Genomic DNA, 26,927 nt, shown 5'->3' with positions numbered 1-26,927 from the left:
ACGAAAACCAACCCCACTGCCGAAGAGCCACATACACACACCAATCACACAGTTATAACCCTAAATTCTTAGCAATAATTACTTTCATAACTTCGTTGGTACCTGCATAGATGGACATGACGGGAATGTCTCGATATCTTCTAGCAATCTTGTATTCTTCCATGTAACCGTAGCCACCGTGTAACTGCATACATTGGACAGCGAGCTCACGGGCATTTTCCGTTATCCAGTATTTTGCCATTGAAACTTTTGTTACAACGTCATTTCCTGCGATATGTTCTTCTATTAAAGATTCTAAAAATGATTTGCCGAGTTCAATTTTTGTTGCCATTTCGGCTATTTTGAATTGCGTATTTTGGAAGTCGCTAATTGATTTTCCGAAAGCTTCACGTGATTTTACATAATCAATTGTTAAAGCAAGCATATCCTCAGCGGCCGTTTGTGCGGCGATGGCAACTGCTAATCGCTCTTGTTGTAGCTTTTCCATCATATAGATAAATCCTTTACCTTCTTCACCAAGGAGATTCTCTACAGAGACGCGACAATCCTCGAAATATAGCTCGGCTGTGTCTTGGGCGTGCATGCCAACTTTTTCGAGCTTGCGACCTTTCGTGAAGCCTGGTGTCCCATCCTCAATGACAAGGAGGCTAATGCCACGATGTTTTTTTTCTGCCTGAGGATTTGTTTTTACAGCAACGACTGCTAAATTTGTATGAATACCATTTGTAATAAATGTTTTTTGCCCGTTAACGATATAGTGATCGCCATCCCGAACGGCAGTTGTTTGGATATTTGCCAAATCTGAACCTGTACCTGGCTCTGTCATAGCAATAGCTGTAATATTTTCGCCTGTAACGCATTTTGGTAGCCAGCGTGATTTTTGCTCATTTGAGCCGTATGCTTCGATATAGGGCACGACGATATCGTTATGCAGACCAACGCCGATAAGGCTTGAACCTACACGCTCTAACTCTTCTTGAATAATAACGCCAAAACTAAAATCGAGCCCGAGACCGCCATATTGCTCTTCTACTTGAGGGCATAGATAGCCCATTTCCCCAAGTTTTCGCCAAAACTCAAGTGGAATAAGATGATCTTTTTCCCATTGTGGATAATGTGGCTCGGCTTCCTCTGCTAAAAACTTACGTAAAGTTTTACGGAATAGCTCATGCTCTGTTGATTCGAATTTATATTTTGTCATATGAACAGCACCCCTTTTTTGCTCGTACATGCATAAATTTCCTCTTGCTACTACAATGTTACCTAAATATTCAGAAAAATTAAAGTGTATTATTTATAGCTGTTTAAGTTTCCTAGATGACAATATTGTCACTTTCCTAATTAGATTGTCATGTAAATCATACGATTAAATTATATAGAAGATGTACACTTGCTATATTGATAGTTGCCCTTTATCCTTACTTTCTAGAAGAGAATGCTATAATCAACTAAGATTATATGAAAGTAGGGAACTAAATTATGCCTAAAGTAATTGGTGGAATTCTTTTAATAAGTATATATAGTGCACTAACTTTTTACTTAGGGTGGGGATTAAAACAGTGGCTTGTGGCGATGGGGTGGTTCCGCTATCCAATTTTATATTGGTTAGTGCTGTATATCATTGCGTTTAGTATTATCATTAGCAGATTGCATGAGTCTTTACGAGTGTTTTCAATCATCAGTAATTACTGGATGTTTATTTTTGAATATGGATTATTGCTTTGCTTAGTAGCACACTTGATTATTTGGCTAAGTCCCTTTAACAGTGTAAAGATAGTTGGTAGTATAGCGATTACTATATTGTTTGTACTAGGTGTTGTGGGCACTTATTTAGCGTATTCACCTGTTGTCCGTCATTTAGACATAACGATGGATAAAAAGAGTAGTGAATTAGAATCGATGAGGGTTGTAGTTGCATCAGATTTTCATTTAGGAGTTCTATCAAATAAAAGTCATTTACAGCGCTTTGTTACTTTATCGAATGAAGCAAAGCCGGATATCGTCTTTTTAGCTGGAGATATTGTGGATGATGATCCTAAATGGTTTGTTAAAGAGGGAATGGCAGATGTGATGAAGCAATTATCATCTACATATGGCGTGTATGGTGTACTTGGCAATCACGAGTATTATGGCAAGAAAATTCCTGAGTTTATTGATGAGATGGAAAACGCAAATGTAAAAATTTTGTGTGATGAAACTATTAGAATCGATAATGTGTTAGTATTAACGGGTCAAGAAGATATTACAAACAAGGATAGAAAACAACTAGATGCATTGAAGACAACTGATGACTTACCTTGGTTTGTCATGAATCATACCCCGAATGATTTAAGTACGCCTGCAAAACTAGGCGTAGACTTCCATATGTCAGGTCATACACATAAAGGTCAACTATGGCCTAATCAGTATATTACTGCTCGTGTATTTGAGCTTGATTATGGTTATAAGTTGAGGGAGAAAATGCATACACTTGTTTCATCAGGTTTTGGTTTTTGGGGTCCTCCAATGCGACTAGGCAGCCGCTCCGAACTATGGGTTGTAGATATAAACTTTCGTTAGAAGGTGAACTGGACACTCAGAAATCAACCCCACGTTATGGTAATGAGCTCATAGTGTATTTTATAATATGTTTGTATTTAATTAACAAAAGGTAAGGTGACAATGTGGATATCATTGAATTATTAAAGGCGCTTATTTTAGGCTTTGTCGAGGGAATGACAGAGTTTGCACCAGTGTCGTCGACAGGTCATATGATTATTGTGGACGATATGTGGTTAAAGACAGAGGAGTTTTTAGGGATGTATCCCGCCAATACATTTAAAATCGTTGTACAGCTAGGCTCTATTTTAGCCGTAATCGTTGTTATGTGGAAACGAATGTTAAATTTAGTGGGACTATATAAAATTGAAGGCCAATCGAACTCAGTGAAAGGTCACTTCAATTTAGCACATGTTATTGTGGGTATGTTGCCAGCAACTATAATTGGCTTTGCGGCTAAAGATTTTATCGATGATCATTTATTTAAAGTGGAGCATGTTATTTATGCTTTAGTAGCTGGGGCCATTTTAATGATTATTGCAGATAAATTTGCAACGAAAAAACCAAGCGTTGATTCTCTAGATAAAATCTCTTATGGTTTAGCATTTAAAGTAGGGTTAGTACAATGTTTATCACTTTGGCCAGGGTTCTCTCGTTCGGGTGCAACAATATCGGGTGGTGTTCTATTTGGAATGAGTCACCGCGTGGCGGCAGATTTTACTTTCATTATGGCCGTACCAATTATGGCTGGTGCTAGTCTAGTATCTGTACTAAAAAACTGGGATACGCTATCTATGGATTATATCGGATTCTATGTAGTGGGCTTCATTAGCTCATTTATCTTTGCGTTACTATCTATTAAATTCTTCTTAGCGCTTATTTCAAAAGTGAAATTAATGCCATTTGCTATTTATCGTTTAGTATTAGCTGCTGTACTAGCTGTTATTATCTTTATGTAATGAATAAAGTCACTCTTCTATTAAAGAAGGAGTGGCTTTTTTTAGCGATTTTATTTTGTTCTAAGAAAAATAGTATGGTTATTAAGTATTGTTTGTAAGGAGGGGGGATTAATGCTTTTTACAAAAATAGATATTTTTTACCTATTTATTGTCATTTCAGTTGTCTAGACAGTATAATTGATTTTAGAATTATTTGTTATTAGTAGAATAGATATAGGTGCGATGGGGTGTAGAAGTTGTTTCATATTGGAAGTAAGCCTAAGAAAAATTCAATTGAGATTAGTGACGAATCAAGTATAGGAGTTATTATTCAAGATCAGGAACGTTTACAACAGTTAAATCTAGTAAATTTGACGAAAGAAGATTTGCGATTAATTAGAAGTTTAAAGCCATATGTTGAACAGAATGTCACAGAGGTGGTAGCCGCATTTTATCAGGCAATTGAAAGTGTGCCAGACTTATGTGAAGTTATTGAAAAGTACAGTTCTAGTGAGCGTTTACGCCAAACATTACGCCTTCATATTATAGAAATGTTCGAAGGGTGTATAGACGATGCATTTTTGGAGAAGAGAAGACGGGTCGCAAAAATGCATGTAAAGATTAACTTGTATCCTAAGTGGTATTTAGCAGCCTTTCAAAACCTTGAAAAATTGTTAAGAAAGATTGTATATAAACTTCAATTAACGAGGGATGAAGAAGAAAAGTTTTGTGAGGCGATTAGTAAAGTATGTAACTTTGAACAACAGATTGTCCTAGAGGAATATGATCATTATGCTAACACATTATTGGAACAGCAACAGGATACCGTTCGAGTACATGTGAAGGAAGTTATAGGCGGGATATCTACGCAGCTAGATACTCAATCTCATAGCACGAATGAAACAGTGACCGAACTTGTTGATAACGCTAAGGAAGTGAATGAATACTTGAAGGACAGTATAGACGAGGCAAAAACAATGCAAAAGGTATCGTCTGAAGGTTATTCTAAAATAGTCCGAATCAATGAGCAAACAGGGGAGATTCATCATAAAACAGTCGAAATGTCGGCTATGGTGGAGCGATTAAATCACTCTTCCTCTAAAATTAATGCTGTTATTGAAATAGTGAAAAGGATTTCTGATCAAACAAATTTACTTGCGTTAAATTCAGCTATTGAGGCTGCACGTGCAGGGGAGCACGGAAAAGGCTTTGCTGTCGTGGCGAGTGAAGTTCGTAAGCTTGCAGACCAGACGAAAAGTTCGGTTGAACAAATTGGGGACCTTATTACGATGTCGAATGGCATTACAAACCATGTTGTTCAAGCTATTCATGAGATCCAAGAGCTGGTGAACGATAGTATTGAGCAAAACTCAGAATCTTTAAAAGCGTTTGATGCCATATCCTGTTCAGTAAACGGTTCTATCTCAAACTTCCAAAACGTCGGACTAAAAATAACAGAATTGGCAGAAATTATAGAAACCATTGGAGAATCATCCGAGGAATTAAAACAAGTTGCCAATCGTTTAGATACAACAATTAGAGAATTTTAGCGACTATGCATAAAGCTGTGCATAGTTTTTTTGATTATTACCATAGTGTGTGAGGGGTTGATTTCCGTTTCGGATGGGCGCTTTGTTGTTGCTGTCGCTACGCTTTCGCACAGATAAAACATTTGTTGCTGTCGCTTCGCTTTCGCACAGATAAAACATTTGTTGCTGTCGCTACGCTTTCGCGCAGAGCAGAGCTTCCTGGGGGTGCCCGATGAGCAACTTGGGCAAACAGATGTTTTTTGCGCGAAAGCGTAGTGCTAACGTAGCGACAGCGGCAGGATGTTGGTCACGAAGGGGTTATCACAAGATGTGATGGATTTAGCCTTCGCTCCTTTATCACTGATCCCCGAGGTGTCGCCCATCTTCCACTCCACTCCAATCAACCTATTTGCAAGGCATACGTTTAACAAAATGTAATCCCTAACGAATTCATTAGAAATCACTTGTATGGCCTATTACCATAGCAAGTTTCTGTTCACTGGGCGCTATCAACTTAGCTTCATGAACAAACCTTTTAAATAAAATGCATCCAAAACTGATTGGACTAGTTTTATTTTTCATAAAACTTAGGACAAAATCCCTTTTCTGAAGGACAAAACACCAAATAGGCAGATGAAGTTTGGAAAGTGATAAAAAAGGAATAGTGTTATAAATGCAAAAATAAGAAATCCCTAGAAAATGAGCGTTCTAAGTGTTACGCTATAGGCGAATTGAGTAGAGAGGTGTTCGAAATATGAAAAAGAAATTATTTATTACACGTAAGTTTCCGCCACATATAGTTGAACCGTTAAAAGAGTTTTATGATATTAAACAATGGGAGGAGGAGGAAATTGTTATACCGCGGGAAAAGCTATTAGCAGCTGTCGCAGATTGTGAAGCACTTTGGGTAACGCTTGCTGATCAAGTCGATGAAGAGCTATTAGTACGCGCACCCCATTTAAAGCTTGTGACAAATTTAGCAGTTGGATTTAATAATATTGATATTAAAGCTTTGCGTAAACGCGGAATAATGGCGACAAATACGCCGGGAGTTTTAACAAATACGACGGCTGATTTTGTAATGGGATTATTGCTTGCAACGGCTCGTAGAATTCCAGAGAGCGATCGATATTTGCGCGAGGGCAAATGGAAAAGCTGGTATCCAATGCAATTAGTAGGCAAAGATGTTTCGGGGTCCACGATAGGAATTATTGGGATGGGACGTATTGGTCAAGCTGTTGCAAGACGCGCAAAAGGTTTTGATATGAAAATTTTATACAACAATCGTAGACGTCGCCATGAGGCAGAGGAAATGTACGGCTTTCAATATGTATCGTTAGAGGATCTTTTAAAACAATCGGATTTTGTTGTGATTATGACACCTTTTAACGATGATACAGTAGGACTAATCGGGGCAGAGGAACTTGCTTTAATGAAAGATGATGCGGTATTAATTAATGCGTCACGTGGTGGCATTATCGATGAAAACGCACTTTATGAGACGTTAAAAAGTGGTAAGCTGTGGGCTGCAGGGCTAGATGTTTTTGAACAAGAGCCTATTACGTTAGATCATCCATTGTTGACGCTTCCTAATGTTGTAGCACTCCCGCATATCGGTAGTGCCTCGCTTCAAACTAGAACGGCTATGCTGATGCTGAACGTTAAAGCACTTACTGCTTACGGGCAGGGCCAAACTCCATCCAATCGAATAGATTAATGACAATGAAGAAAGGAGCACATCTATTTGAGATGTGCTCCTTTCATGTTGATTAAGTATTGCTCTTTGCAAAACGAGGGGTTGATTTCCGTTCCGACTGAGCGCTTTGTAGCTGCCGCTTCGCTTTCGCACAGATAAAACATTTGCCGCTGTCGCTTCGCTTTCGCGCAGAAAAAACATTTGTTGTAGCTGCCGCTACGCTTTCGCACAGAGCAGAGTTTCCTGGGGGCGTCCGGTGAGCCGCTTGGGCCGACACGATGTTGGTCACGAAGGCGTTATCACAGGACGTGATAGTTTTAGCCTTCGTGCCTCTAACGCTAATCCCCGATGAGTCGCTCAGTCTCCACTTCAATTAAGGTGAGTAGCCATAGCCTTCGCTGCATATAATTTATAAAAATTCTACGCGAACGCTGACGTGTTCCTTAAATGTTCCTTCTTCTGTATTTTTAAATAGCGTCTACTATTTATTAAACATATCAAATAAACCGCCGATGCCACCTTCGCCTTTAGATTGACCGCCACCGCCTTGTGAAATTGGTGCTGCAGCGAAGACGCGGCTTGCTAATCGGCTAAATGGTAAGGATTGAACCCATACTTTACCCGGCCCCTTTAACGTAGCGAAGAAGATACCTTCACCACCGAACAATGCTGTTTTTACGCCCCCAACCATCTCGATATCGTATTGTACATCAGATGTCATGGCTACTAAACAGCCTGTATCCACACGCAATACTTCGCCATGTTGTAAAACCTTTTCGTGAATAGCGCCACCTGCATGTACAAATGCCATGCCGTCTCCTTCAAGTTTTTGCATAATGAAGCCTTCACCACCGAAGAAGCCAACGCCGATTTTCTTTTGGAATTCAACGCCAACTGAAACTCCTTTTGCGGCAGCTAAAAAAGCATCTTTTTGACAAATAATTTTCCCGTTTAATTGACTTAAATCCATTGGAATAATCTTACCTGGGTAAGGAGAAGCAAAATAGACGTGACGTTTACCTGAACCAACGTTCGTAAATGTCGTCATAAATAAACTTTCACCAGTAATTAGGCGTTTTCCGGCTCCAAATAATTTACCCATAAGACCACTTTCTAGGCTTCCTTTCGAACCATCGCCAAAGATTGTTTCCATATGGATAGCATCATCCATCATCATTAAAGCACCAGCTTCAGCTACTACTGTTTCTTGCGGGTCAAGCTCGACTTGCACATATTGCATATCGTCGCCATGTAATTTGTAGTCAATTTCGTGATTATTCATTATGGGATTCCTCCAAAATTCAATTTAGTATTATATACGATTATATGTTATGTAAGTTTCAATGAATAATTATTTATTTAAGAAAAAAAAGGAATAAGATAGAAAATGTCGAATATAAAAAACTAGTATGAGTATTTTTTATTTTCTTTCAGCTAAAAATTTGTGATTGTTTTTTCAATGATCACAAAAGATTTTCATTTGTAACGTAGCTAAAAGGAAATAAAATCTCTGGTGATTGTCACCAATATCATTGTAACCAAAAGCATGCTTTACAGATTGTTATATATTGAAGATTCGGAATTTTGACATATTTGATTCTGCATAGAGATTAATAGATGACAGCTGTCTAAAAGCGATGCGACTGGTAACGATGATATAGAGGCAACATAGATACTTCAGGGGGTGTTTGTAGTGGAAATCAAAAACTATATCGGTGGTAAATGGGCAACATATTCCCATTTACAAAGTATAGTAGTGACCAATCCTGCAAATGGGGAGCAGCTAGCTACGATTCCGCGTTCTACGGCAAGTGAGGTAGATGAAGCGGTAGCGGTTGCAAAACAGGCACAAAGAAGCTGGGCATTAGTACCTGCGCCTAAACGTGCTGACTATTTATATGCCATCGGTCAAAAAATGAAGGAGAAGAAGGAGCATTTAGCGACCGTTTTAACAAAAGAGATGGGAAAGGTTATTGAAGAAGCTAGAGGTGAAGTACAGGAAGGAATCGATATGGCCTATTATATGGCTGGTGAAGGGCGACGGTTATTCGGGGAGACAACACCGTCTGAGCTAGCCAATAAATTTGCCATGAGTGTACGGGCACCTATTGGCGTAGTAGCTTTAATAACTCCGTGGAATTTCCCTGTAGCGATTGCCACTTGGAAGTCGTTCCCGGCGATTGTTGCTGGCAATACGTTCATTTGGAAGCCGTCGAATGAAACACCGATGATGGCGTATGAAATGGGTAAAATTTTTGAAGAGGTTGGCTTACCAGATGGAGTAGCAAATATCGTCTTCGGTACAGGGCCAACAGTTGGAACAGCATTAATTGAACATCCAGGCGTTAAGGTCATTTCGTTTACTGGCTCTACAACAACAGGAAGTAAAGTAGCGGAGCTAGGTGGTAAACACCTGAAGAAAATTTCATTAGAGATGGGCGGAAAAAATGCAGTCATCGTAATGGATGATGCCGATCTACAACTAGCGACTGAAGGAATCCTATGGAGTGCATTTGGAACTGCAGGTCAAAGATGTACAGCATGTAGTCGCGTGATCGTGCATAAAGATGTAAGAGAGGAACTAGAAAAACGTCTATTAGACGAAATGCATAAGCTAACAATTGGTGACGGTCTAGATGAAAGTGTGAAAATCGGACCTGTCATTAATAAAGCTGCATTGGAAAAGATTAATCACTATGTGCAAATCGGTAAACAGGAAGGGGCAACGTTGTTAGCTGGAGGTAGAATTTTAGCTGAGCCTCCTTATGACAAAGGGTTTTATTATGAGCCTACACTATTTACGAATGTGAAGCCTGACATGATTATTGCACAGGAAGAAATCTTTGGTCCGGTCGTTTCTCTTATTGAAGTAGCAAGTTTGGATGAAGCAATCGAAGTAAACAATGGCGTAAAATTTGGCTTATCCAGTTCAATTTTCTCACAAGATGTGAATACGATTTTCCGCGCACAACGAGATTTAGATACAGGTATTGTTTATGTGAATGCTGGCACAACAGGTGCTGAAATCCATTTACCATTTGGTGGGACAAAGGGTACGGGGAATGGTCACCGTGACTCGGGTGTAGCTGCCTTAGATGTCTATACAGAGTGGAAAAGTATTTATGTGGACTATAGCGGGAAATTACAAAGAGCACAAATCGATACAGAATAACAGATCAATGAAAGGGGATGTTCTTGATGAAAGTTGTTGTATTAGGTGCAGGTTTAATGGGTAAAGAGGTAGCTCGCGATTTAATAAAAAATAACAAAGTGGAGTGTGTATTTTTAGGGGATATTGACGTAAAAATAGCGCAGGACTTTGTAGACTCGTTAAACACAGATAAAATTCAGGTTGTAGAGCTTCATGCTGAGCGCGATGACTCGTTAATGGAGGTTATTTCAAAAGGCGACGTAGTCGTTAATGCATTGTTTTATGCCTTTAATGAGCGTGTAGCAAGAGCAGCCATCGCGGCGGGTGTTCATTCTGTGGATTTAGGTGGTCATATTGGCGGCGTCACAGAAAAAATATTAAATCTCGACGAAGAAGCAAAAGCGAAAGGTGTAACTATTATTCCGGATTTGGGTGTTGCTCCTGGTATGGTCAACATTTTAGCCGGTTATGGTGCTTCGAAATTAGATGAGGTTGAATCTATTAAACTATTTGTAGGCGGTATTCCTACAGAGCCGAAGCCACCTCTTCACTATACACGCGTATTTTCTTTAGATGGTGTCTTTGATCATTATACGGAGCCATCAAAAGTGATTCTAAAAGGTAAACTTCAAGAAGTTCCGTCATTATCAGGCGTTGAACCTATTTATTTCAAAGATTTTGGTGTGCTTGAGGCATTTTATACATCTGGCGGTATATCGACGTTGGATAAGACATTCCCAAATGTCCAAACATTAGAATATAAAACAATTCGTTATAAAGGCCATGCAGAGAAATTTAAGCTATTAGCAGATTTAGGATTCCTCGATGCTAGCAATAAGGTAGAGGTAGAAAATCAAGAGGTTTCTGTACGTCCAGTTGTTCGTGAAGCGCTTAAAAAGAAACTTGAGCTTGGTACAAAACCAGATGCCGTGCTATTGCGTGTTATTGTAGCGGGTGAAAAGGCACAGCAACAAGTGACGTATGAGTACGAAATGGTCGTAACTAAAGATATGACGATTAATGAAACAGCTATGGCTCGCTCAACAGCCAATACAATTTCTGTCGTTGCTCAAATGATTGGAGAAAATAAAATTACAGAGCGCGGTGTATTTGCACCTGAATCAATTGTACCGGGCGACATTTATATTGAAGAAATGGCTAAACGTGGTGTAGTTATTAAAGAAACGTCTCATACGTCTGCAATGATCGTGAAATGGTAGGTGCTCGGTCATGAATTTCGAATTTACCACTGAGCAGGAAATGTTACGTAAAACAGTACGGAAGTTTGTGGATGATGAAATACTTCCATATATTGCGAAGTGGGATGCTGAAGGTGGCTTCGATCCGAAGATTTGGTTAAGACTAGCTGAGCTTGGCTTAATGGGCGTTTGTGTCCCAGAACAATACGGTGGCAGTGGTATGGATTACAATGCACTCGCCATCGTTTGTGAAGAGCTTGAACGTGGAGATACAGCATTTCGTACAGCTGTTTCCGTTCATACAGGCCTGAATAGTATGACCTTAATGCAATGGGGAACAGAGGTTCAAAAACAGCGATATCTTATTCCGCAGGCGAAAGGTGTTCGGATTGGTGCGTTCGGTTTAACAGAGCCTGGAGCGGGGTCAGATGTAGCTGCTATGTCTACGACCGCTATAAGGGATGGAGACTTTTACGTATTAAATGGGCAGAAAACATGGATTTCCTTATGTGATATAGCTGACCATTTTATCGTTTTTGCCTACACGGATAAATCGAAGAAGCATCATGGCATTAGTGCATTTATCGTAGAGCGTTCTATGGCGGGCTTTACGTCGAAAGCGATTAAAGGTAAATACGGTATTCGTGCTGGTAACACTGGTGAGCTCTTTTTTGAAAATCTACGTATACCTGTAGAGAATCGTCTAGGAGAAGAAGGAGAAGGCTTTAAAATTGCAATGTCCGCGTTAGATAATGGACGTTTTACCGTAGCTGCTGGCGCTGTTGGTCTCATTCAAGCGTGTCTCGAGGCGAGTGTGAAATACTGTCATGAACGCGAAACATTTGGAAAGCCTATCGGTGAGCACCAGCTAGTAGGGCAAATGGTTGCCAAAATGGAGGCGGGCTATCAAATGAGCCGCTTGCTTGTCTATCGTGTTGGAGAATTAAAAAACAAAGGTGTACGTAATACGCGAGAGACATCATTAGCAAAGTGGCAGGCTTGTGATTTTGCCAATAAAGCTGCGGATGATGCCATGCAAATTTATGGAGCATATGGTTATTCGGATGAATATCCAGTCGCCCGTTATTTGCGTAATTCGAAAGCACCTGTTATTTATGAAGGCACGCGGGAGATTCATACAATTATGCAGGCGGACTATGTATTAGGAACTCGCCAAGATAAGCCATTAGCGAAAATGCTACCGAAATGGCCATTTGAAGAGTAAGTGTTTTATTAAAAATTAAACAAAAAAAAGAATCCGAATTTCGGGTTCTTTTTTTTATGTCCAAGTAAAATATTCCATTTAGTTTCAATCGTATCTATTTTCATGCTCCAATTGTGTCCTAATGTTCAAATTATACTAGAAAAAATTGTTATAATATAACATTTAATGTTGCTTTGCTCTCATAATATGGTATTTTTAAAAAGGTGATATAGTTCTAAATAATCAACGTATTACCGAGTTGTGAATATAGTACAATAGGAGGATTTGTTATGAAGAAAAAATTAAAACTAAATCAAGTGTTACTTGGAGTAAGTACAATGGCACTGTCGTTCGGAGCGTTACAAGCAGAAGCATCAGCAGCAGAAAAAACGCCTTATAATGTATTACAAATGAAGCCTGCCGGCATAGTGACTTCGAATGATGAAGTTACACATTCTACAACGGCTGATGAAACATTGTCATTTGAAAAACGTTTGGAAATTGGTGATTTTTCGGATCAACCAGCTCCAACTATAAAGCTTGCTGAAACGAAGCAATTGCAAGAGCAGTACTCAATGGCAGAGCTTAATAAAATGAGCGATAGTGAGTTAATTGATACGCTAGGAAATATTCGCTGGAATCAAATTACAGACTTATTCCAATTCAATGAGGACTCAAAAGCTTTTTATCAAAATAAAGAACGTATGCAAGTGATCATCGATGAATTAGGAAAAAGAGGAAGTTCATTTACGAAAGATGATTCAAAAGGTATTGAAACATTTGTTGAGCTATTGCGTTCAGCTTTTTATGTAGGCTTTTATAATAACGAACTAGGTTATTTAAACGAGAGAAGTTTCCAGGATAAGTGTTTACCAGCATTAAAAGAAATAGCTAATAATCCGAACTTTAAACTTGGTACAGGTGAACAAGATAAAGTAGTATCCGCCTATGGTAAATTAATAGGTAATGCTTCTAGTGATGCGGAAACAGTTCAAAATGCTACGAAGGTTTTAAAACAGTATAATGAAAATCTTTCTACATATGAACGCGAGTATTCAAAAGGACAAGCTATATATGATTTAATGCATGGGATAGATTTTGACTTGCAGTCGTATTTGCATGATGAACGTAAAGAAGCTAATACGTCGATATGGTATGGAAAGATTGATGGTTTCATAAATGAAGTGAATAAAATTGCACTTTTACATAATGTGACAGATGACAATGGTTGGTTAATCAATAATGGTATTTATTATGCAGGGCGTTTAGGAAAATTCCATAGCAATCCGAATAAAGGTTTAGAAGTTGTTACACAAGCGATGCATATGTATCCATATTTAAGTGAAGCTTATTTTGTGGCAGCAGAACAAATCACTACAAATTATGATGGAAAAGACAATAATGGAAATACAGTAGATTTACAAAAAGTACGTGAAGAAGGAAAGAAGGAGTATTTACCGAAAACATATACATTTGATAATGGATCAATTGTCTTTAAGACGGGAGATCAAGTAACAGAAGACAAAATTCAAAGATTATACTGGGCTGCAAAAGAAGTGAAAGCACAATATCACCGTGTCATTGGAAATGATAAGGCATTAGAACCAGGCAACCCTGACGATATATTAACAGTTGTCATTTATAACTCTCCAGATCAATATTCATTAAACCGTCAATTGTACGGATATGAAACAAATAATGGCGGTATTTATATTGAAGAGACTGGAACGTTCTTTACATATGAACGTACGCCAGAGCAAAGTATTTATAGTTTAGAAGAGTTGTTCCGCCATGAATTTACTCATTATTTACAGGCAAGATTCGAGGTTCCTGGTTTATTCGGAAGAGGAGATATGTACCAAAATGAGCGACTAACATGGTTCCAGGAAGGAAATGCAGAATTCTTTGCAGGATCAACGCGAACAAATGATGTTGTTCCACGTAAGAGTATTATTAGTGGATTATCAGATGACCCATCACAACGTTATACAGCAAAGCAGACATTGTTTGCTAAATATGGATCATGGGATTTCTATAATTACTCATTTGCGCTACAGTCTTATATGTATACTCATCAATTTGATACATTTGATAGAATTCAAGATTTAATTCGTGCGAACGATGTGAAAAATTATGATGTGTATCGTGACTCTTTAAGTAACGATCCACAACTGAATGCGGATTACCAAGCCTATATGCAGCAATTGATTGATAATCAAGAAAAATACGAGGTGCCACAAGTAGCAGAAGATTATTTAATGGAACATGCACCAAAACCGTTAAATGAAGTGGAACAAGAAATTGTCGATGTTGCTAACGTAAAAGATGTAAAAATGACAAAACATAAGTCCCAATTCTTTAATACATTTACACTCGAAGGTACGTATGTAGGTAGTGAAACACAAGGTGAATCTCAAGATTGGAAAACGATGAGTAAGCAAGTGAACCAAGTACTAGAGAAACTGTCGCAAAAAGAGTGGAGCGGCTATAAAACAGTGACAGCGTATTTTGTAAACTACCGTGTGAACGCGGCAAACCAGTTTGAATATGATATTGTTTTCCACGGCGTTGCGACGGATGAAGGAGATCATCAAGCACCTATTGTAAATATCAATGGTCCATATGCTGGGGTCGAAAATGAAGAAATCCAGTTCAAGAGCGATGGTTCAAAAGATAAGGATGGAGAAATTGTTTCTTACCTTTGGGATTTTGGTGATGGTAAAACAAGTGACGAGGCAAACCCTACTCATGTATACGAAAAAGAAGGCACATATAATGTGACATTAACAGTGAAAAATGATAAGGGAATAGAAAGTAAAGATCGTACAATTGTATCTGTACGGAAAGGCGCACAAACAGAGAATCCTCAACCAGAAGAAGCGAAGAACATTCCATTTAATACGCCTCTAAAAGGTGATTTGGTTGGTGATGATGATTCGGATGCATACACATTCGAAGTTACGTCTCCAGAAGAAATCGATATTTCTGTCTTAAATGAAAATCAAATCGGCATGACATGGGTGCTTTATCATGAGTCTGATAAGCAAAATTATGTAGCATATGGACAGGAAGATGGAAATAGTATAGAAGGCAAACTTCATGCAGAGCCAGGAAAGTATTATTTATATATTTATAAATTTGATAAAGAAAATGGGACATATACAGTAAACGTACAAAATAGTGCACAAACAGAGCTAGAACCAAATAATCGTCCAGAAGAAGCGAATATGATTCCATTTAATAAGTCTTTAAAAGGTAGCTTGATGGATGATGATCATACGGATGTATACACATTCGATGTTACGTCTCCAAAAGAAATCGATATTTCTGTCCTGAATGAAAATCAAATTGGCATGACATGGGTGCTTTGTCATGAGTCTGATATGCGAAATTACGTAGCATATGGACAGGAAGACGGAAATAGTATAAAAGGTAAATATAATGCGAAACCAGGCAAATATTATTTATACATTTATAAATATGATAATGAAAATGGTGCATATTCAGTAACAGTACAATAGTAGAAGGTAATTTGAAAACGAGAGGGATTCACGTCCTCTCGTTTTTTATTAAGAAAAAATTTCAGAATAATGTAACTCTTCTGCTCTTAAGTAGTCTAAATAATAAACAACTTTATGAAAGGTAGGAAAAATAATGAAAAGTAAGTGGCTAGCATTGCTAATCATCTTCGTACTAGCTATTTTGCCAGGAATTTTTACGCTCATGTCGACCCCAAAAGTGGAGGCACGGACTGCAAGTGAAAGTAATACAACTCATAGCTGGCAAGTATCCTTTACGAAGGCACTAAAGGCAAGCAAAATAACGGAAGACAATGTTTACGTAACAAATAGCAAAAATCAAAAGGTAACAGCAACTGTCTCATTAGCAGAGGATAACAAGACAGTTCTCATTAGCGATTTAGTACCCGGTAGCTATAAATTACATGTGAAGAAAGAAGCTTTTGTACTAGGTGGTCCGAAAACAGCATCGCAAGAAATAGCGTTCACCATCATTGAAAAACTGGAAGCCATCAAATCAGAAAAAGAACTACAACAATATTTTGAAACACTTTTAGCTAATTCAAAAAAAGAGCGGGAATATGAAGTAACTACAGAAGTTTCGGCGAAAGATGAGAAATCTAGTGCGAACGACTCCTCGACAACGAATAATCAGGTCGAAGGCGTGGAGGAGGGTGATATAGTCGTTGTCAAAGATGGCTATATTTACGCTGTCAAAGATCAGAACATTACGGTAGTGGATGCTAAAGATCCGAAAAATTTAAAGCTAGCAACAACGATTAAGATGAAGGAAACTCAATATATTTCGAAGCTAGCAGTATACGACCATTTATTAATAGCAATTAGCGATGAATATTTAGAAAAAATAGGCACGAGCATGACGAAAGCCTCTTTATATGATATTTCAAATCCAAAAAATCCAAAGCTTATACGTGAAGTGGGGCAAGAGGGGTATTTACAAGATATTCGAATTACAAATGACACATTATATTTAATCGGTAATATGCATCCGAATTATTGGATGCTTAGAGAGAAAAAAGCGCCAGATTTAAAACCGAAAACATATGATAGTGTAGAAGGAAAAGAATATAAAAGTTTACCTCTAGAGAAAATTTCTATTTTACCAAATACAATGGATGGAACATATAGCTTAATGACAGCGGTGGACTTAAAAAATGGTGCTCAGAAAACGGCGAATACGAAAGGATACTTAGGTGGTAGTAGTGGACTTTATATGTCGGAGAATGCACTTTATTTAACAACGCCTATTTATGACGGAAATATCGTGCCTGCTGCTGGCATCATTATGGATAGAATTTGGATGCCAAGAACAACGAATACCCAAGTTTTTAAATGGAATGTTGATGGAACTGACATGAATTTTGTAGGTACTACGGAAGTAAAAGGATCCGTGTTAAATCAATACTCGATGGATGAATATAAAGGTAATTTCCGTATCGTTACAACGGAAGGAAATGCATGGGATGAACAACAAATATCAAAAAATCACCTATTTATTTTAGATAATAAATTACAGCAGCTCGGTGCTGTAAAAGATTTAGCTCCTGGTGAAAAAGTGTATTCTGCACGCTTTATGGGCGAAAAAGCATATGTCGTAACATTCAAGCAAGTGGATCCACTGTTTGTAATTGATGTAGCAAACCCGAAAAAGCCAACTGTGCTAGGAGAGCTAAAAATTCCAGGCTTTAGTAACTATTTACACCCTTTAGACGATACCCATTTAATCGGCATTGGTTATGATACGGAGCAACGCTATGATGCCTATACGAAACGTAATTTTACGGTGACAACAAATATGAAAATGTCATTATTTGATGTGTCAGATTTCAAACATCCAAAGGAACAATCAACCGTAAAAATCGGTGGCAAAGGTTCGTACTCCGATGTTCAATACAACCCTAAAGCGTTATTCCGCAACAAGGAATACCATTACTTTGGTTTCCCAGTTGTCCTGTATGATGCAGGAAAGGGCGATGAAATTGTCTACAAAGGCCAAGGCGCACAAATCTATGAAATCACTGCAGATAAAGGCATCGATCTTAAAGGAAATATCATTAATAAAAGTAAGGGCGATCCGTATGAAAACTGGGAGCAACTCGTACAGCGAGTAGTCTATATAGACGACGCGCTTTACACAGTAGCTCGCAATGAAGTAAAGAGTTACCAACTAAAAGACTTCAAACCACTTGATACATTAACAATTAAATAATGAAAAGAGTCCAATAAACTTAAGGTGAGTTTATTGGACTTTTCATGTTGTTGAAAAACTAGTAGAAAAAACTGAAATTGTTCCGATAAAACGAGAAAGTATTCCGATAAAATCTAAAATTGTTCCGATAAAAAGAGAAAATGTTCCGATAAATCTTCGATGTATTCATATGAAAATTCCGGCAGGCGCTTTGACGGTGCCGCTTCGCTTTGAGACTTTTAGTTTGATCGGGACATTTTCAGGAGTTATCACCCAACTTTGAAAGTTTATCGACCAACTTTCACGTTTTATCGACCAACTTTCATGTATTATCAACTAACTTTTAATTTTTATCGACACCACCTTCTACAGCTTGCCCCCAGGAAGTTTTGCTCTGTGCGATAGCGAAGCGTCAGCAACAAAGCGAGTAGCCCGAGAATCAACCACTCGTTTTGCCAAAGAGCCGCACTTTTTTATTTATTTAACACAAAAAAGTCCAATAAACTTTGAGTTCATTGGACTTTTTCTTTAATTATTTTTGACGATATGGAAGAATTTCCGATACTGTCACGAATTCATAGCCTTGCCCTTGTAAATAAGCAAGTACGGCATCAAGACCGTCGGCAGTCGATTGATGAATATCATGCATTAAGACAATGGCGTTATTGTGTAAATTATTTTTAACATGAGGTAGAAGCTGTTGCGCATTGCGATGCTTCCAGTCTAATGTATCGATTGACCATAAAACAACAGGAATTGGAATTTGAGCGTTAATCGTATCGTTCGTTGCGCCATACGGTGGTCTAAATACAGTTGGCTTGTGATTAATGGCCTTCTCAATTTCCCCAAATGTAGATGTATATTGATTCACTGCCTGCTCTAGAGACAGTTTTGTTAATACAGGATGGTCCCATGAATGATTACCGATTTCATGTCCCCTTGCAAGGACATCTCTTGCGATATCAGGGTAATATTGTACGCGACTACCAAGCATAAAGAAGGTAGCTTTTGCATTATATTTATCGAGCGTATTTAAAATCTGTTCTGTAACCTTTGGATGTGGACCATCATCAAAAGTTAAGGCAATACGTTTTTTGTTTGGATCACCTACATTAACTGGCTTCGTCGGTTTTTCCATAGCAATCTGGAATTCAGATGCTAGCAACGGATTGATAAGTGAAAGGGGAAGCTTCACAGTTTGTGGACCGGCAGCTCCGCTAGCAATCTCATACTCATCAAAATAGAATTGTAACGAATTATCAACGATAGCAAACCTATGGAAGTTAGACCACTTCGGTTCAGTTGACTTGATTACATCATCCTTGAAAAGCTCTTCCTTTAATTTGGGATTTTGTTGTAAGTCCTTACGTACATAAGTAGCTAATGCCGATAAGTTGTTTTCGTCGTTATTTAACAATGTTTCAATGGAAATTAATTTACCAGTTTCATGATTGATAAAGAATGTTTTTGTTGAAATCTCGGGATTGGCTCCACTTGTATACAACGTTTTTGTTAGCACAAACGAATAGTAGTGCTTCTGGTATGGGAAAGTTTCCAAGCTAATATTCAGCTCACCCATTGCCTCTTTATCTTTATTTTTTTTCATAGATGACAGATAGTTTTCTTTAGAATCCGTTATGTACTGTAGTACAGCATCGTTAAAAGCTTTATTATCTGTTTCTGGATAGTGAATAGCAAAAGGAGTTCGCTTATCATTTGAAACATCGGTTACAATACGTATACCTGGAAACGCAGAGCTTTCAGTGGATAGGTTACTCGTTATTGAATCTGAATTTGTCTCTTTTGAGGCACTGATTTTTTGAAACTTAAAGTCATCCTTTGATAGGATAATGACTAAAATAATAGTCGTTAATGAAATGATGAGGCCAATTAATAGGAAATCAATCATTGGGCCGCGTTTTTTTCTGCGTTCCGGCATTTTGATGGATACGCTCCTTTCCGTATTTATTTTTCTATACAAATCAGACGTGTTAGTCATTGAAAAAGTTATACGAATCTACGAAGTTTTGCTATAAATTTGTATGAAACAATCCTCATGAATAAATGACTCATTAGCTTATCATTTTTATCATATGAAAGCTAAAATACTTTTGTGTTAAAAGTTGAAATTTTAGTTGAGTTTTTATTTGCAGTTCGATACTATTGGCAAGGAACCTTAACTTCTCTCAGCGGGTGCCAAACACCCGTTGAAAGAAGTTAAAGCCTCCGGCGGATGTCACGGAATCGGAAAGGAGTGCTTTGTGCAAGCACAAACCCGATTCCGGACGCAATTATGCCGAGGCATAATTGAGGGAGGTAGTTAACTGTAATGGTTTTACATGAAGTGGATAATGAATTTACGATTGACTGCTTATTGCTTGCGGGGCGAATTATGATTGAAAGTGGTGCAGAAACATACCGTGTGGAGGATACAATGCTACGTATGGCACATTCTCAGAACATGCTAGATGCGCAATGTTATACCACACCCACAGGGATCATTTTTTCGTTAGGCAAGACACAGCCAACGAGAATTACATCGATTTCCAACAGGGTAACAGATTTACAAAAAATAGCCTTGGTAAATTCAGTATCTCGGAGACTCACATCTCACATGATAACATTAGAAGAAGCTTATGACGAGCTAAAGTCGATACAAAAAACAAATTATTTTTTACCCACATATATTCAAGTCATATCAGCGGCTCTTGCGAGTGGTTGTTTCCTTATAATGTTTAAGGGGGGGTGGTCTGATTTCCTTTTTGCCTGTTTGGCAGGGGGGGTAGGCTTCCTAGTGCTTTTATTGATAAATGACTTAACAAAAGTGAAATTTTTCGCAGAATTTACAGCTTCATTAGTAGTAGGAACGATTGCTGTCTTTTCAGTGAAATATGGCCATGGTACGGAAATAGATAAAATTGTAATTAGTTCCGTTATGCCACTAGTACCAGGTATTTTGATTACGAATGCAGTTCGAGATTTAATAGCAGGTCATTTTATGTCAGGGATGGCGAAGGGCGTAGAAGCCTTTTTAACAGCTTTTGCAATTGGTGCAGCTATTGCCGTTACTCTATCGTTTTAGGAGGCAGACGACATGGACTATATTACACAGTTGATTCTTAGCTTTTTTGCGACGGCCGGTATCGGCGTTATTTTTAATGTACCTAGAAAAAACCTCATTTATTGTGGTTTTGTTGGGGTAGTAGGCTGGATGATTTACTTCATCCTAACAGAGCATGGCATGGATGTAGTAAATGCCTCATTCTTTAGCGCTTTTGTCATTGCGATTGTTTCCCATTTGTATGCTCGGCGCTTCAAAATGCCAATGATTATTTTTATTGTTGGTGGGATTATCCCGTTAGTTCCGGGAGGCATGGCTTATAATGCCATGAGAAATGTAGTTGAGGATGATTATATACAAGGGCTACAATATGGATTAAAGGCATTTTTAATTACAGGTGCCATCGTTATAGGACTTGTATTTGCAGAGGTACTGATACAGCTTATTTTCCGTTCTGTACGTAACGGTAAGGCGACAATCCAAAAGGTCTACAAGAAATAAGGCTTTAGAGCCGATGCGGATAGAAAAGCAAAAGCAAATATAAGGAGGTTACGTTTTAAATGTAACCTCCTTTATATTGTTCTACAGATGAAAGATTGTTGTTGCTTCCAAGTGAAAGCGCTATAAGGAATTTGCTTAACTCTTACAAGGTGTAAGAACGAGCAGATTCCTTTTTTATTTGCAGTTGAAAATGAGAAAAAATAAGAAGCACATACATTACTTAGCGAGAAATTTCAAGAAAAGTGAATATCAAAATATGTTCAAAAACGAGCAAAAGTTGATTTGTATCTTTTTGAGAGGATTGCTAGTGTAATAACTGTAGAAAATAACAAATATTATCCATTTAAAGGTAGCTGCCCTTTGTTATTTTTTCAATAAGATGAAAAGGAGACTTCGAAATGAAAAAAGCAAGTTTACTTTTAATAGTCATCCTTTTAGTCTTTTTCAAACTAACTTTTAGTTATCAAACAGTCATTAATCGATGGTTTTCCTTACGTAATCGAACCAGTTCATTTTCTTCTTCTGTTCGATTATCTTTGGCAACGAAAGAGCCTGTTTTATTATGGTTTTTTATCCAACGATCTAACCCAGAAGGTATATATCATAGTCTCTAGCAATGTTTGCACGAGATTTATCAATTTCATAAAGCTTCATTAATTGCAGTTTAAATTCGGGTGTAAAAGTTCGACTTGAAAGGAGTAGATATTTGTGAGAATAAAACATAATATTTCATCCCTAAATACACATAACAGATTAACACAAAATAAGAAAAAGGCTGATAGTGTATTAGAGAAGCTATCTTCTGGATATCAAATCAATCATGCGGGAGATGATGCAGCTGGACTGGCCATCTCGGAAAAAATGCGTGGGCAAATTCGTGGTTTAAATATGGCAGGAAAAAATATTCAAGATGGTATTTCATTAATACAAACAGCTGAAGGCGCTTTAAATGAAGTGCATTTACTTCTTCAACGCGGAAGAGAGTTAAGTGTGCAAGCAGCGAATGACACCAATACAGCTAGTGATAGAGCAATGATCCAAATGGAATTAGAAGCGATAAAAAAAGAAATTACATCTATTGGTAATAATACGGAATTTAATACTAAAAAATTACTTAATGGTGCACTGAAGATTTCACCACCTTCACCGCCTTTACCACCTTTACCACCTTCACCAACCTCATCATTAACTATTGTGGATTATAACGATAATAAAATAGGCCCGTTTACAGCAGAAGATGATTGGATTGAATTTGGAAGTGGTAGTAACCCTAAAAAAGACCCTAATCAGAATAATAAAGTTAAGCTTAATGAAGGCGAGAAGGTTATTGAAGACCCTGATAATGGTTTTTATACAGAATTAGTGATAACTGTTAATTATGTTAAGGGGGTTGCAGAAAGTTTAACTATTCATGGAGATGGACATATTATTACAGAAGAAAATACTAGTTTAATATATTCATATAACGGTATGACAATTGATGTAAGGCATAGAAAAGTTCCTAATGAAGAAACTAATCCTTATTTTGAAGGGGTTATTGATTTAACAGCAGGAGAAAATCAACCTACAGATCCTACAGATCCTACAGATCCTACAGATTCTACAGACGGTTTAAAGCTTCAAATAGGCGCTAATTCTGGTCAGACAACAGAATTAACAATACCTGATATTCGTTCACAGGCCATAGGTATTAATGGTGTCTCGGTTTTGGATAGCTCATTGGCTCAAAGTAGTATCAGTAGTTTTAACAGTGCTATCGATATTGTTTCCGGTGTACGTTCTAGTCTTGGGGCGCATCAAAACAGACTTGAATACGCTTATAATTCAGTTACAAATACATCTGAAAACCTTCAATCTGCTGAATCACGTATCCGCGATACTGATATGGCTAACGGTATGATAATATTCACGAAAAATAATATTTTAGTACAAGCTGCCCAAGCAATGCTCGCTCAATCAAATAAACAACCAGAAGAAATTTTAAAACTTCTTCAATAAGTTACGTTAAGATTGAACGCAATAAGTGGTCATATGATGGAACTATTAACAGAACGCAACGTTCCAAGTCTTATCATAGAGGGAGATGTATCGTAATTTGATACATCTCTTTTTCTAATAAACGAAACATTTAAAACTAAGTGGATGCTCATGTGCTTGGACTACAAGTGTAGCGGGATGACCTTTTGTTAAACGTATGCAATGAGATTAAGTTGATTGGAGTGGAGACTGTATGACTCCTTGGGGATCAGCGATAGAGGAACGAAGGCTAAAAGCATCATGTCCTGTGATAACGCCTTCGTGACCAACACCCTGCTGTCGCTGCGCTTTCGCATAAACAAAATCCTCTGCTGTCACTATGTTAGCACTACGCTTTCGCGCAATAAACATCTGTTGCCCCAAGCGGCTCATCGGACGCCCCCAGGAAGCTATGCTCTGCGCGAAAGCGAAGCGTCAGCAACAAATGTTTTCTGTAGCGAAAGCGAAGCGGCAGCTACAAATGTTTTAACTGCGCGAAAGCGAAGCGACAGCAGCAAATGTTTTCTGTAGCGAAAGCGAAGCGACAGCAACAAAACACCCAGTCGGAATGGAAATCAACCCCTCACTTTGCCAAAGAGTTACTTACCTTCATTAACATAATAGTTTTTCAACAACAAAGAAGGAGGCTACGTCTTAAGCGTAACCTCCTTCTTCAAATTAACTATTTAACGAATAATGCTTCAATTTCTTCAGCATGAATTGGCTTACTAATATAGTAGCCTTGAATCGCATCACAGCCATAAGTAGTTAAAATATCTGCTTGTTCAGCCGTTTCGACACCTTCAGCGACAACTTTAAGTTCCATAGATTTTCCGAGTTGCACCATACCGTTCATAAGCTTTTGTGTTTTTTCAGATTTTAATAGAGAGCTTGTAAATGTTTTATCGATTTTTAATGTATCAATTGGTAGAATTTGCATATATCTAAATGAGCCATATCCGGTACCGAAATCATCTAGAATAAAGGCGATTCCTTCATTTTCAAGCTTACGCATTTGCTGTGTAATAAAGCTAGCAGCTTCTGCTTCTAGGGCAAATTTCTCGGTGATTTCGATTTGAATAAGGTTCGCTGGACAGCCAGTTTTCGCTAACGTGTCAAGAACTGATTTTGCCATGTTTTTATCTCGGAATTCGCGTACAGAAGAGTTAATAGATACTTTTAAATTAAGACCCGCTTTTTTCCAGATGAGTGCCTGTTCACAAGCTTTTTCTAGCATAAAGGAACCGATATTATTAATAAGACCTGTTTCCTCCGCAATTGGAATAAGCTCATCTGGTGAGACAACGCCTATTACTTCATCTTCCCAACGAACTAATGCTTCTACAGCTGTGATTTTACCAGAAGTAACATCAATTTGCGGCTGATAGAGGACTTTTAGGTTTTTTTGGTCAAGAGCCTGAAGTAAACGTTTTTCAATTAAAGCTTTACGATTTAATGCTTTATGTGTTGCTTTTGATAGGGAGACGATTTTATCGCCACCGGCCTCACGGACAGTTGTAATAGTAGCAATAGATGCCTTCATTAGTTGGGAGAATGTAGTTTGATCCTCTGGATAACGTGTAATCCCGCCACTAATAGAAATAGGGACAGCTACATTACTGTTATAAATTGGATGTTGTTGTAAGTAAGACAGGAAGCCTTGAATGAACCATTCACTTAATGGTGTAATCACGACAAAATCATTTTCGTTAATACGTGCCATTGTGCTATCTTGGAAGTACATTTTTATACGATTTGTAAACTCTACAATAAGACTTTGATCAATTTGCTGATCATGTAATTCTTTTAATGTATAAAATTTATCAATACTTAAATAGACGAAAGAGAAGTTTCTTTCATCCTCAATCATGTTGGAAATCACTTTTTCGAGACGATGTGCATTCATAAGACCTGTTTCTGTATCGATATAAGCGATCTTTTCAAGCTGATGTTGGATGGACTTAGACTTCGTGATATCCTTTTCAATCAATAAAAATTGTTGTTCATTTGTTTCGATATCAAATGTTGGGATAGCTGTGAGTAGTACCCAATAAGATTGGCCTGTTTTTGTAACTTTTTCGATTTCGCCTTGCCACGTTTGGCCATTGTTTAAATTACGCCAAATGGTAGTTGTAATCTTTTCACTTTCTTTATTATCAGGGAACAGTTGCCAGAACGTTTTACCAATTACACGTTTTGGTGTCCACTGACTCGTTTTTAGAAATTCAGCATTACATTCTAAAATGAACCCATCATGATCTAGTACTACTGTCATAAACGTCGAGTCCAAACCTTGTTTTAATTTTGCGAGAGTACCGCAATTTGAGACAGAATTAATCATTAATTCTGGTAGCATAAACATCATAAGGATGAAATGCTCTCCTTGTTCAATAAATGGTTTAGCTAGAAGCGCTGAGTTAATTTCTTCGTTTGTATACGTTTTCAGTTGAATTTGATTGATATACGTACTGTCATCATTTTGTAAAATGGTTTGAAACTTTTCTAATGAAAGTTGATGTAGTAAATTTTCGTGAATGAATGAAGCGGTATGTTCTTTAACAGTAGTAGCTGAAAAACCAAATAGCTGTTCAGCAAGCTTTCCCAAATGAATAATTTGTCCATCTTGATTCATGACAATTGCAGGAAAAGGAAGTGAATTTAAATAATGTTCATCAATGGTAAATAATTTATGCATATGACTCATGATTATTCGATCTCCTTGAGTAATCTATATATACTATTATTATAGTTAATTATCAGGAATTAGTCATTATGAATATGATTGTAAATATTTGATAATAAAAAATATAGGGACTTTTTTAGCGAAAAACATGGAAAGATTTGAAGATAAATAACATTTTTTAGTATATATATAGGGAGTGAGTAATGTGTGTGACATTTAAAAGAGATAGTATTTATTGGCTCTAGTGCATGTTATAGGTAGCGTTGGGCCTTTTTTATGTTTTATCGGTTACAGGTATTATATTATTTACATAGTAATTGTTAACTAGAAAAGATGTTTCGGCATTTGGCTACAACCAACGGAAGTATTGCTGTTTCGCTACATTGTTACAATTTTTGGTACTTGTAGTTGTCATTGCTTATGCCTCTCTTAGTTTAAAGAAATGGCCACCAAAATATCAAGTAATAGGGATTATGGATACGTTGATAGGTCTATTCCTCCTACTAACGAACGCTTCAATTGCCATTTTGTTAGTTAGTAGCAAAGTCTTATTCTGGGGAGGTAGCAGTTCTTTGATAGACCCGTTTACCTTCTACACGTTGTATCCTAGACAATTGTGTGTAACATGGCTTTCATATGAAGGGAAAGCAAAAATACAGTATGGTAGTTCCTTGCTCATTTATG

At 37.7% G+C, this 26,927-nt stretch carries 17 protein-coding genes; 12 read left to right on the top strand and 5 right to left on the bottom strand.

Annotation, left to right across the window (positions count from 1 at the left end; all coding sequences use genetic code 11):
* Positions 1 to 52 precede the first annotated feature (52 nt).
* Positions 53 to 1,201: an acyl-CoA dehydrogenase family protein gene (locus ACVYAD_RS20515; RefSeq protein WP_476427740.1), complete on the bottom strand. Its 1,149-nt coding sequence runs from the start codon at positions 1,199 to 1,201 to the stop codon at positions 53 to 55.
* A 278-nt stretch (positions 1,202 to 1,479) separates the two neighbouring features.
* Here ACVYAD_RS20515 and ACVYAD_RS20510 point away from each other — a divergent pair, with 278 nt between their 5' ends.
* The 4 genes from ACVYAD_RS20510 (at position 1,480) to ACVYAD_RS20495 (ending at position 6,722) form a co-directional block, all read left to right on the top strand.
* A complete protein-coding gene (locus ACVYAD_RS20510) occupies positions 1,480 to 2,559 on the top strand; it encodes a metallophosphoesterase (protein WP_476427739.1) in 1,080 nt (359 codons plus the stop codon).
* Between the two features lie 104 nt (positions 2,560 to 2,663).
* Entirely contained in the window at positions 2,664 to 3,497 is an 834-nt protein-coding gene (locus ACVYAD_RS20505; RefSeq protein WP_349662248.1) for an undecaprenyl-diphosphate phosphatase, read from the top strand.
* Positions 3,498 to 3,733: 236 nt separating this feature from the next.
* On the top strand, positions 3,734 to 5,026 hold the full coding sequence (locus ACVYAD_RS20500) for a protoglobin domain-containing protein (RefSeq protein ID WP_476427738.1): 1,293 nt from the start codon (positions 3,734 to 3,736) through the stop codon (positions 5,024 to 5,026).
* Between the two features lie 733 nt (positions 5,027 to 5,759).
* The gene (locus ACVYAD_RS20495; RefSeq protein WP_476427737.1) at positions 5,760 to 6,722 is read left to right on the top strand and encodes a 2-hydroxyacid dehydrogenase; all 963 of its coding nucleotides are present in this window, start codon (positions 5,760 to 5,762) and stop codon (positions 6,720 to 6,722) included.
* 460 nt (positions 6,723 to 7,182) lie between these two features.
* Here ACVYAD_RS20495 and ACVYAD_RS20490 read toward each other — a convergent pair whose 3' ends face one another.
* On the bottom strand, positions 7,183 to 7,983 hold the full coding sequence (locus ACVYAD_RS20490) for a TIGR00266 family protein (RefSeq protein ID WP_349661527.1): 801 nt from the start codon (positions 7,981 to 7,983) through the stop codon (positions 7,183 to 7,185).
* A gap of 411 nt (positions 7,984 to 8,394) precedes the next feature.
* On the opposite strand from ACVYAD_RS20490, the gene ACVYAD_RS20485 reads away from it, so the two are divergent.
* From ACVYAD_RS20485 to ACVYAD_RS20465, 5 genes are all read left to right on the top strand, one after another.
* Positions 8,395 to 9,873, top strand: a complete 1,479-nt coding sequence (locus ACVYAD_RS20485) for an aldehyde dehydrogenase family protein (protein ID WP_349661528.1) — start codon at positions 8,395 to 8,397, stop codon at positions 9,871 to 9,873.
* A 26-nt stretch (positions 9,874 to 9,899) separates the two neighbouring features.
* Positions 9,900 to 11,072: a saccharopine dehydrogenase family protein gene (locus ACVYAD_RS20480; RefSeq protein WP_349661529.1), complete on the top strand. Its 1,173-nt coding sequence runs from the start codon at positions 9,900 to 9,902 to the stop codon at positions 11,070 to 11,072.
* A gap of 10 nt (positions 11,073 to 11,082) precedes the next feature.
* On the top strand, positions 11,083 to 12,276 hold the full coding sequence (locus ACVYAD_RS20475; RefSeq protein ID WP_349661530.1) for an acyl-CoA dehydrogenase family protein: 1,194 nt from the start codon (positions 11,083 to 11,085) through the stop codon (positions 12,274 to 12,276).
* Positions 12,277 to 12,545: 269 nt separating this feature from the next.
* Positions 12,546 to 15,776, top strand: a complete 3,231-nt coding sequence (locus ACVYAD_RS20470; RefSeq protein ID WP_476427736.1) for a collagenase — start codon at positions 12,546 to 12,548, stop codon at positions 15,774 to 15,776.
* A gap of 133 nt (positions 15,777 to 15,909) precedes the next feature.
* A complete protein-coding gene (locus ACVYAD_RS20465) occupies positions 15,910 to 18,003 on the top strand; it encodes a beta-propeller domain-containing protein (protein ID WP_476427735.1) in 2,094 nt (697 codons plus the stop codon).
* A gap of 511 nt (positions 18,004 to 18,514) precedes the next feature.
* On the opposite strand, the gene ACVYAD_RS20460 is transcribed toward ACVYAD_RS20465, so the two are convergent.
* Positions 18,515 to 19,921 carry a polysaccharide deacetylase family protein gene (locus tag ACVYAD_RS20460; RefSeq protein WP_476427734.1) on the bottom strand — a complete coding sequence of 469 codons (1,407 nt, stop codon included), beginning with the start codon at positions 19,919 to 19,921 and terminating at the stop codon, positions 18,515 to 18,517.
* 390 nt (positions 19,922 to 20,311) lie between these two features.
* Between ACVYAD_RS20460 and ACVYAD_RS20455 the strand changes: the two genes are divergently transcribed.
* The 3 genes from ACVYAD_RS20455 (at position 20,312) to ACVYAD_RS20445 (ending at position 23,542) form a co-directional block, all read left to right on the top strand.
* Positions 20,312 to 21,064, top strand: coding sequence for a threonine/serine exporter family protein (locus tag ACVYAD_RS20455; RefSeq protein WP_349661534.1), 753 nt, complete (start codon positions 20,312 to 20,314; stop codon positions 21,062 to 21,064).
* Between the two features lie 12 nt (positions 21,065 to 21,076).
* The gene (locus ACVYAD_RS20450) at positions 21,077 to 21,544 is read left to right on the top strand and encodes a threonine/serine exporter family protein (protein ID WP_476427733.1); all 468 of its coding nucleotides are present in this window, start codon (positions 21,077 to 21,079) and stop codon (positions 21,542 to 21,544) included.
* Positions 21,545 to 22,252: 708 nt separating this feature from the next.
* Positions 22,253 to 23,542: a flagellin N-terminal helical domain-containing protein gene (locus ACVYAD_RS20445; protein ID WP_476427732.1), complete on the top strand. Its 1,290-nt coding sequence runs from the start codon at positions 22,253 to 22,255 to the stop codon at positions 23,540 to 23,542.
* A 207-nt stretch (positions 23,543 to 23,749) separates the two neighbouring features.
* Here the strand turns inward: ACVYAD_RS20445 and ACVYAD_RS20440 are convergent, their stop codons facing one another.
* Together ACVYAD_RS20440 and ACVYAD_RS20435 are read right to left on the bottom strand one after the other, a co-directional pair.
* Complete coding sequence (locus ACVYAD_RS20440) at positions 23,750 to 23,953, bottom strand: hypothetical protein (RefSeq protein WP_476427731.1); 204 nt, start codon at positions 23,951 to 23,953, stop codon at positions 23,750 to 23,752.
* 289 nt (positions 23,954 to 24,242) lie between these two features.
* Complete coding sequence (locus ACVYAD_RS20435) at positions 24,243 to 26,264, bottom strand: EAL domain-containing protein (protein ID WP_476427730.1); 2,022 nt, start codon at positions 26,262 to 26,264, stop codon at positions 24,243 to 24,245.
* Between the last annotated feature and the right edge of the window lie 663 nt (positions 26,265 to 26,927).

The organism is Lysinibacillus sp. G1-3 (genome assembly GCF_056322905.1).
The sequence above is the reverse complement of the archived record's forward strand: the minus strand, read 5'-3'. Positions and strand labels throughout refer to the sequence as shown.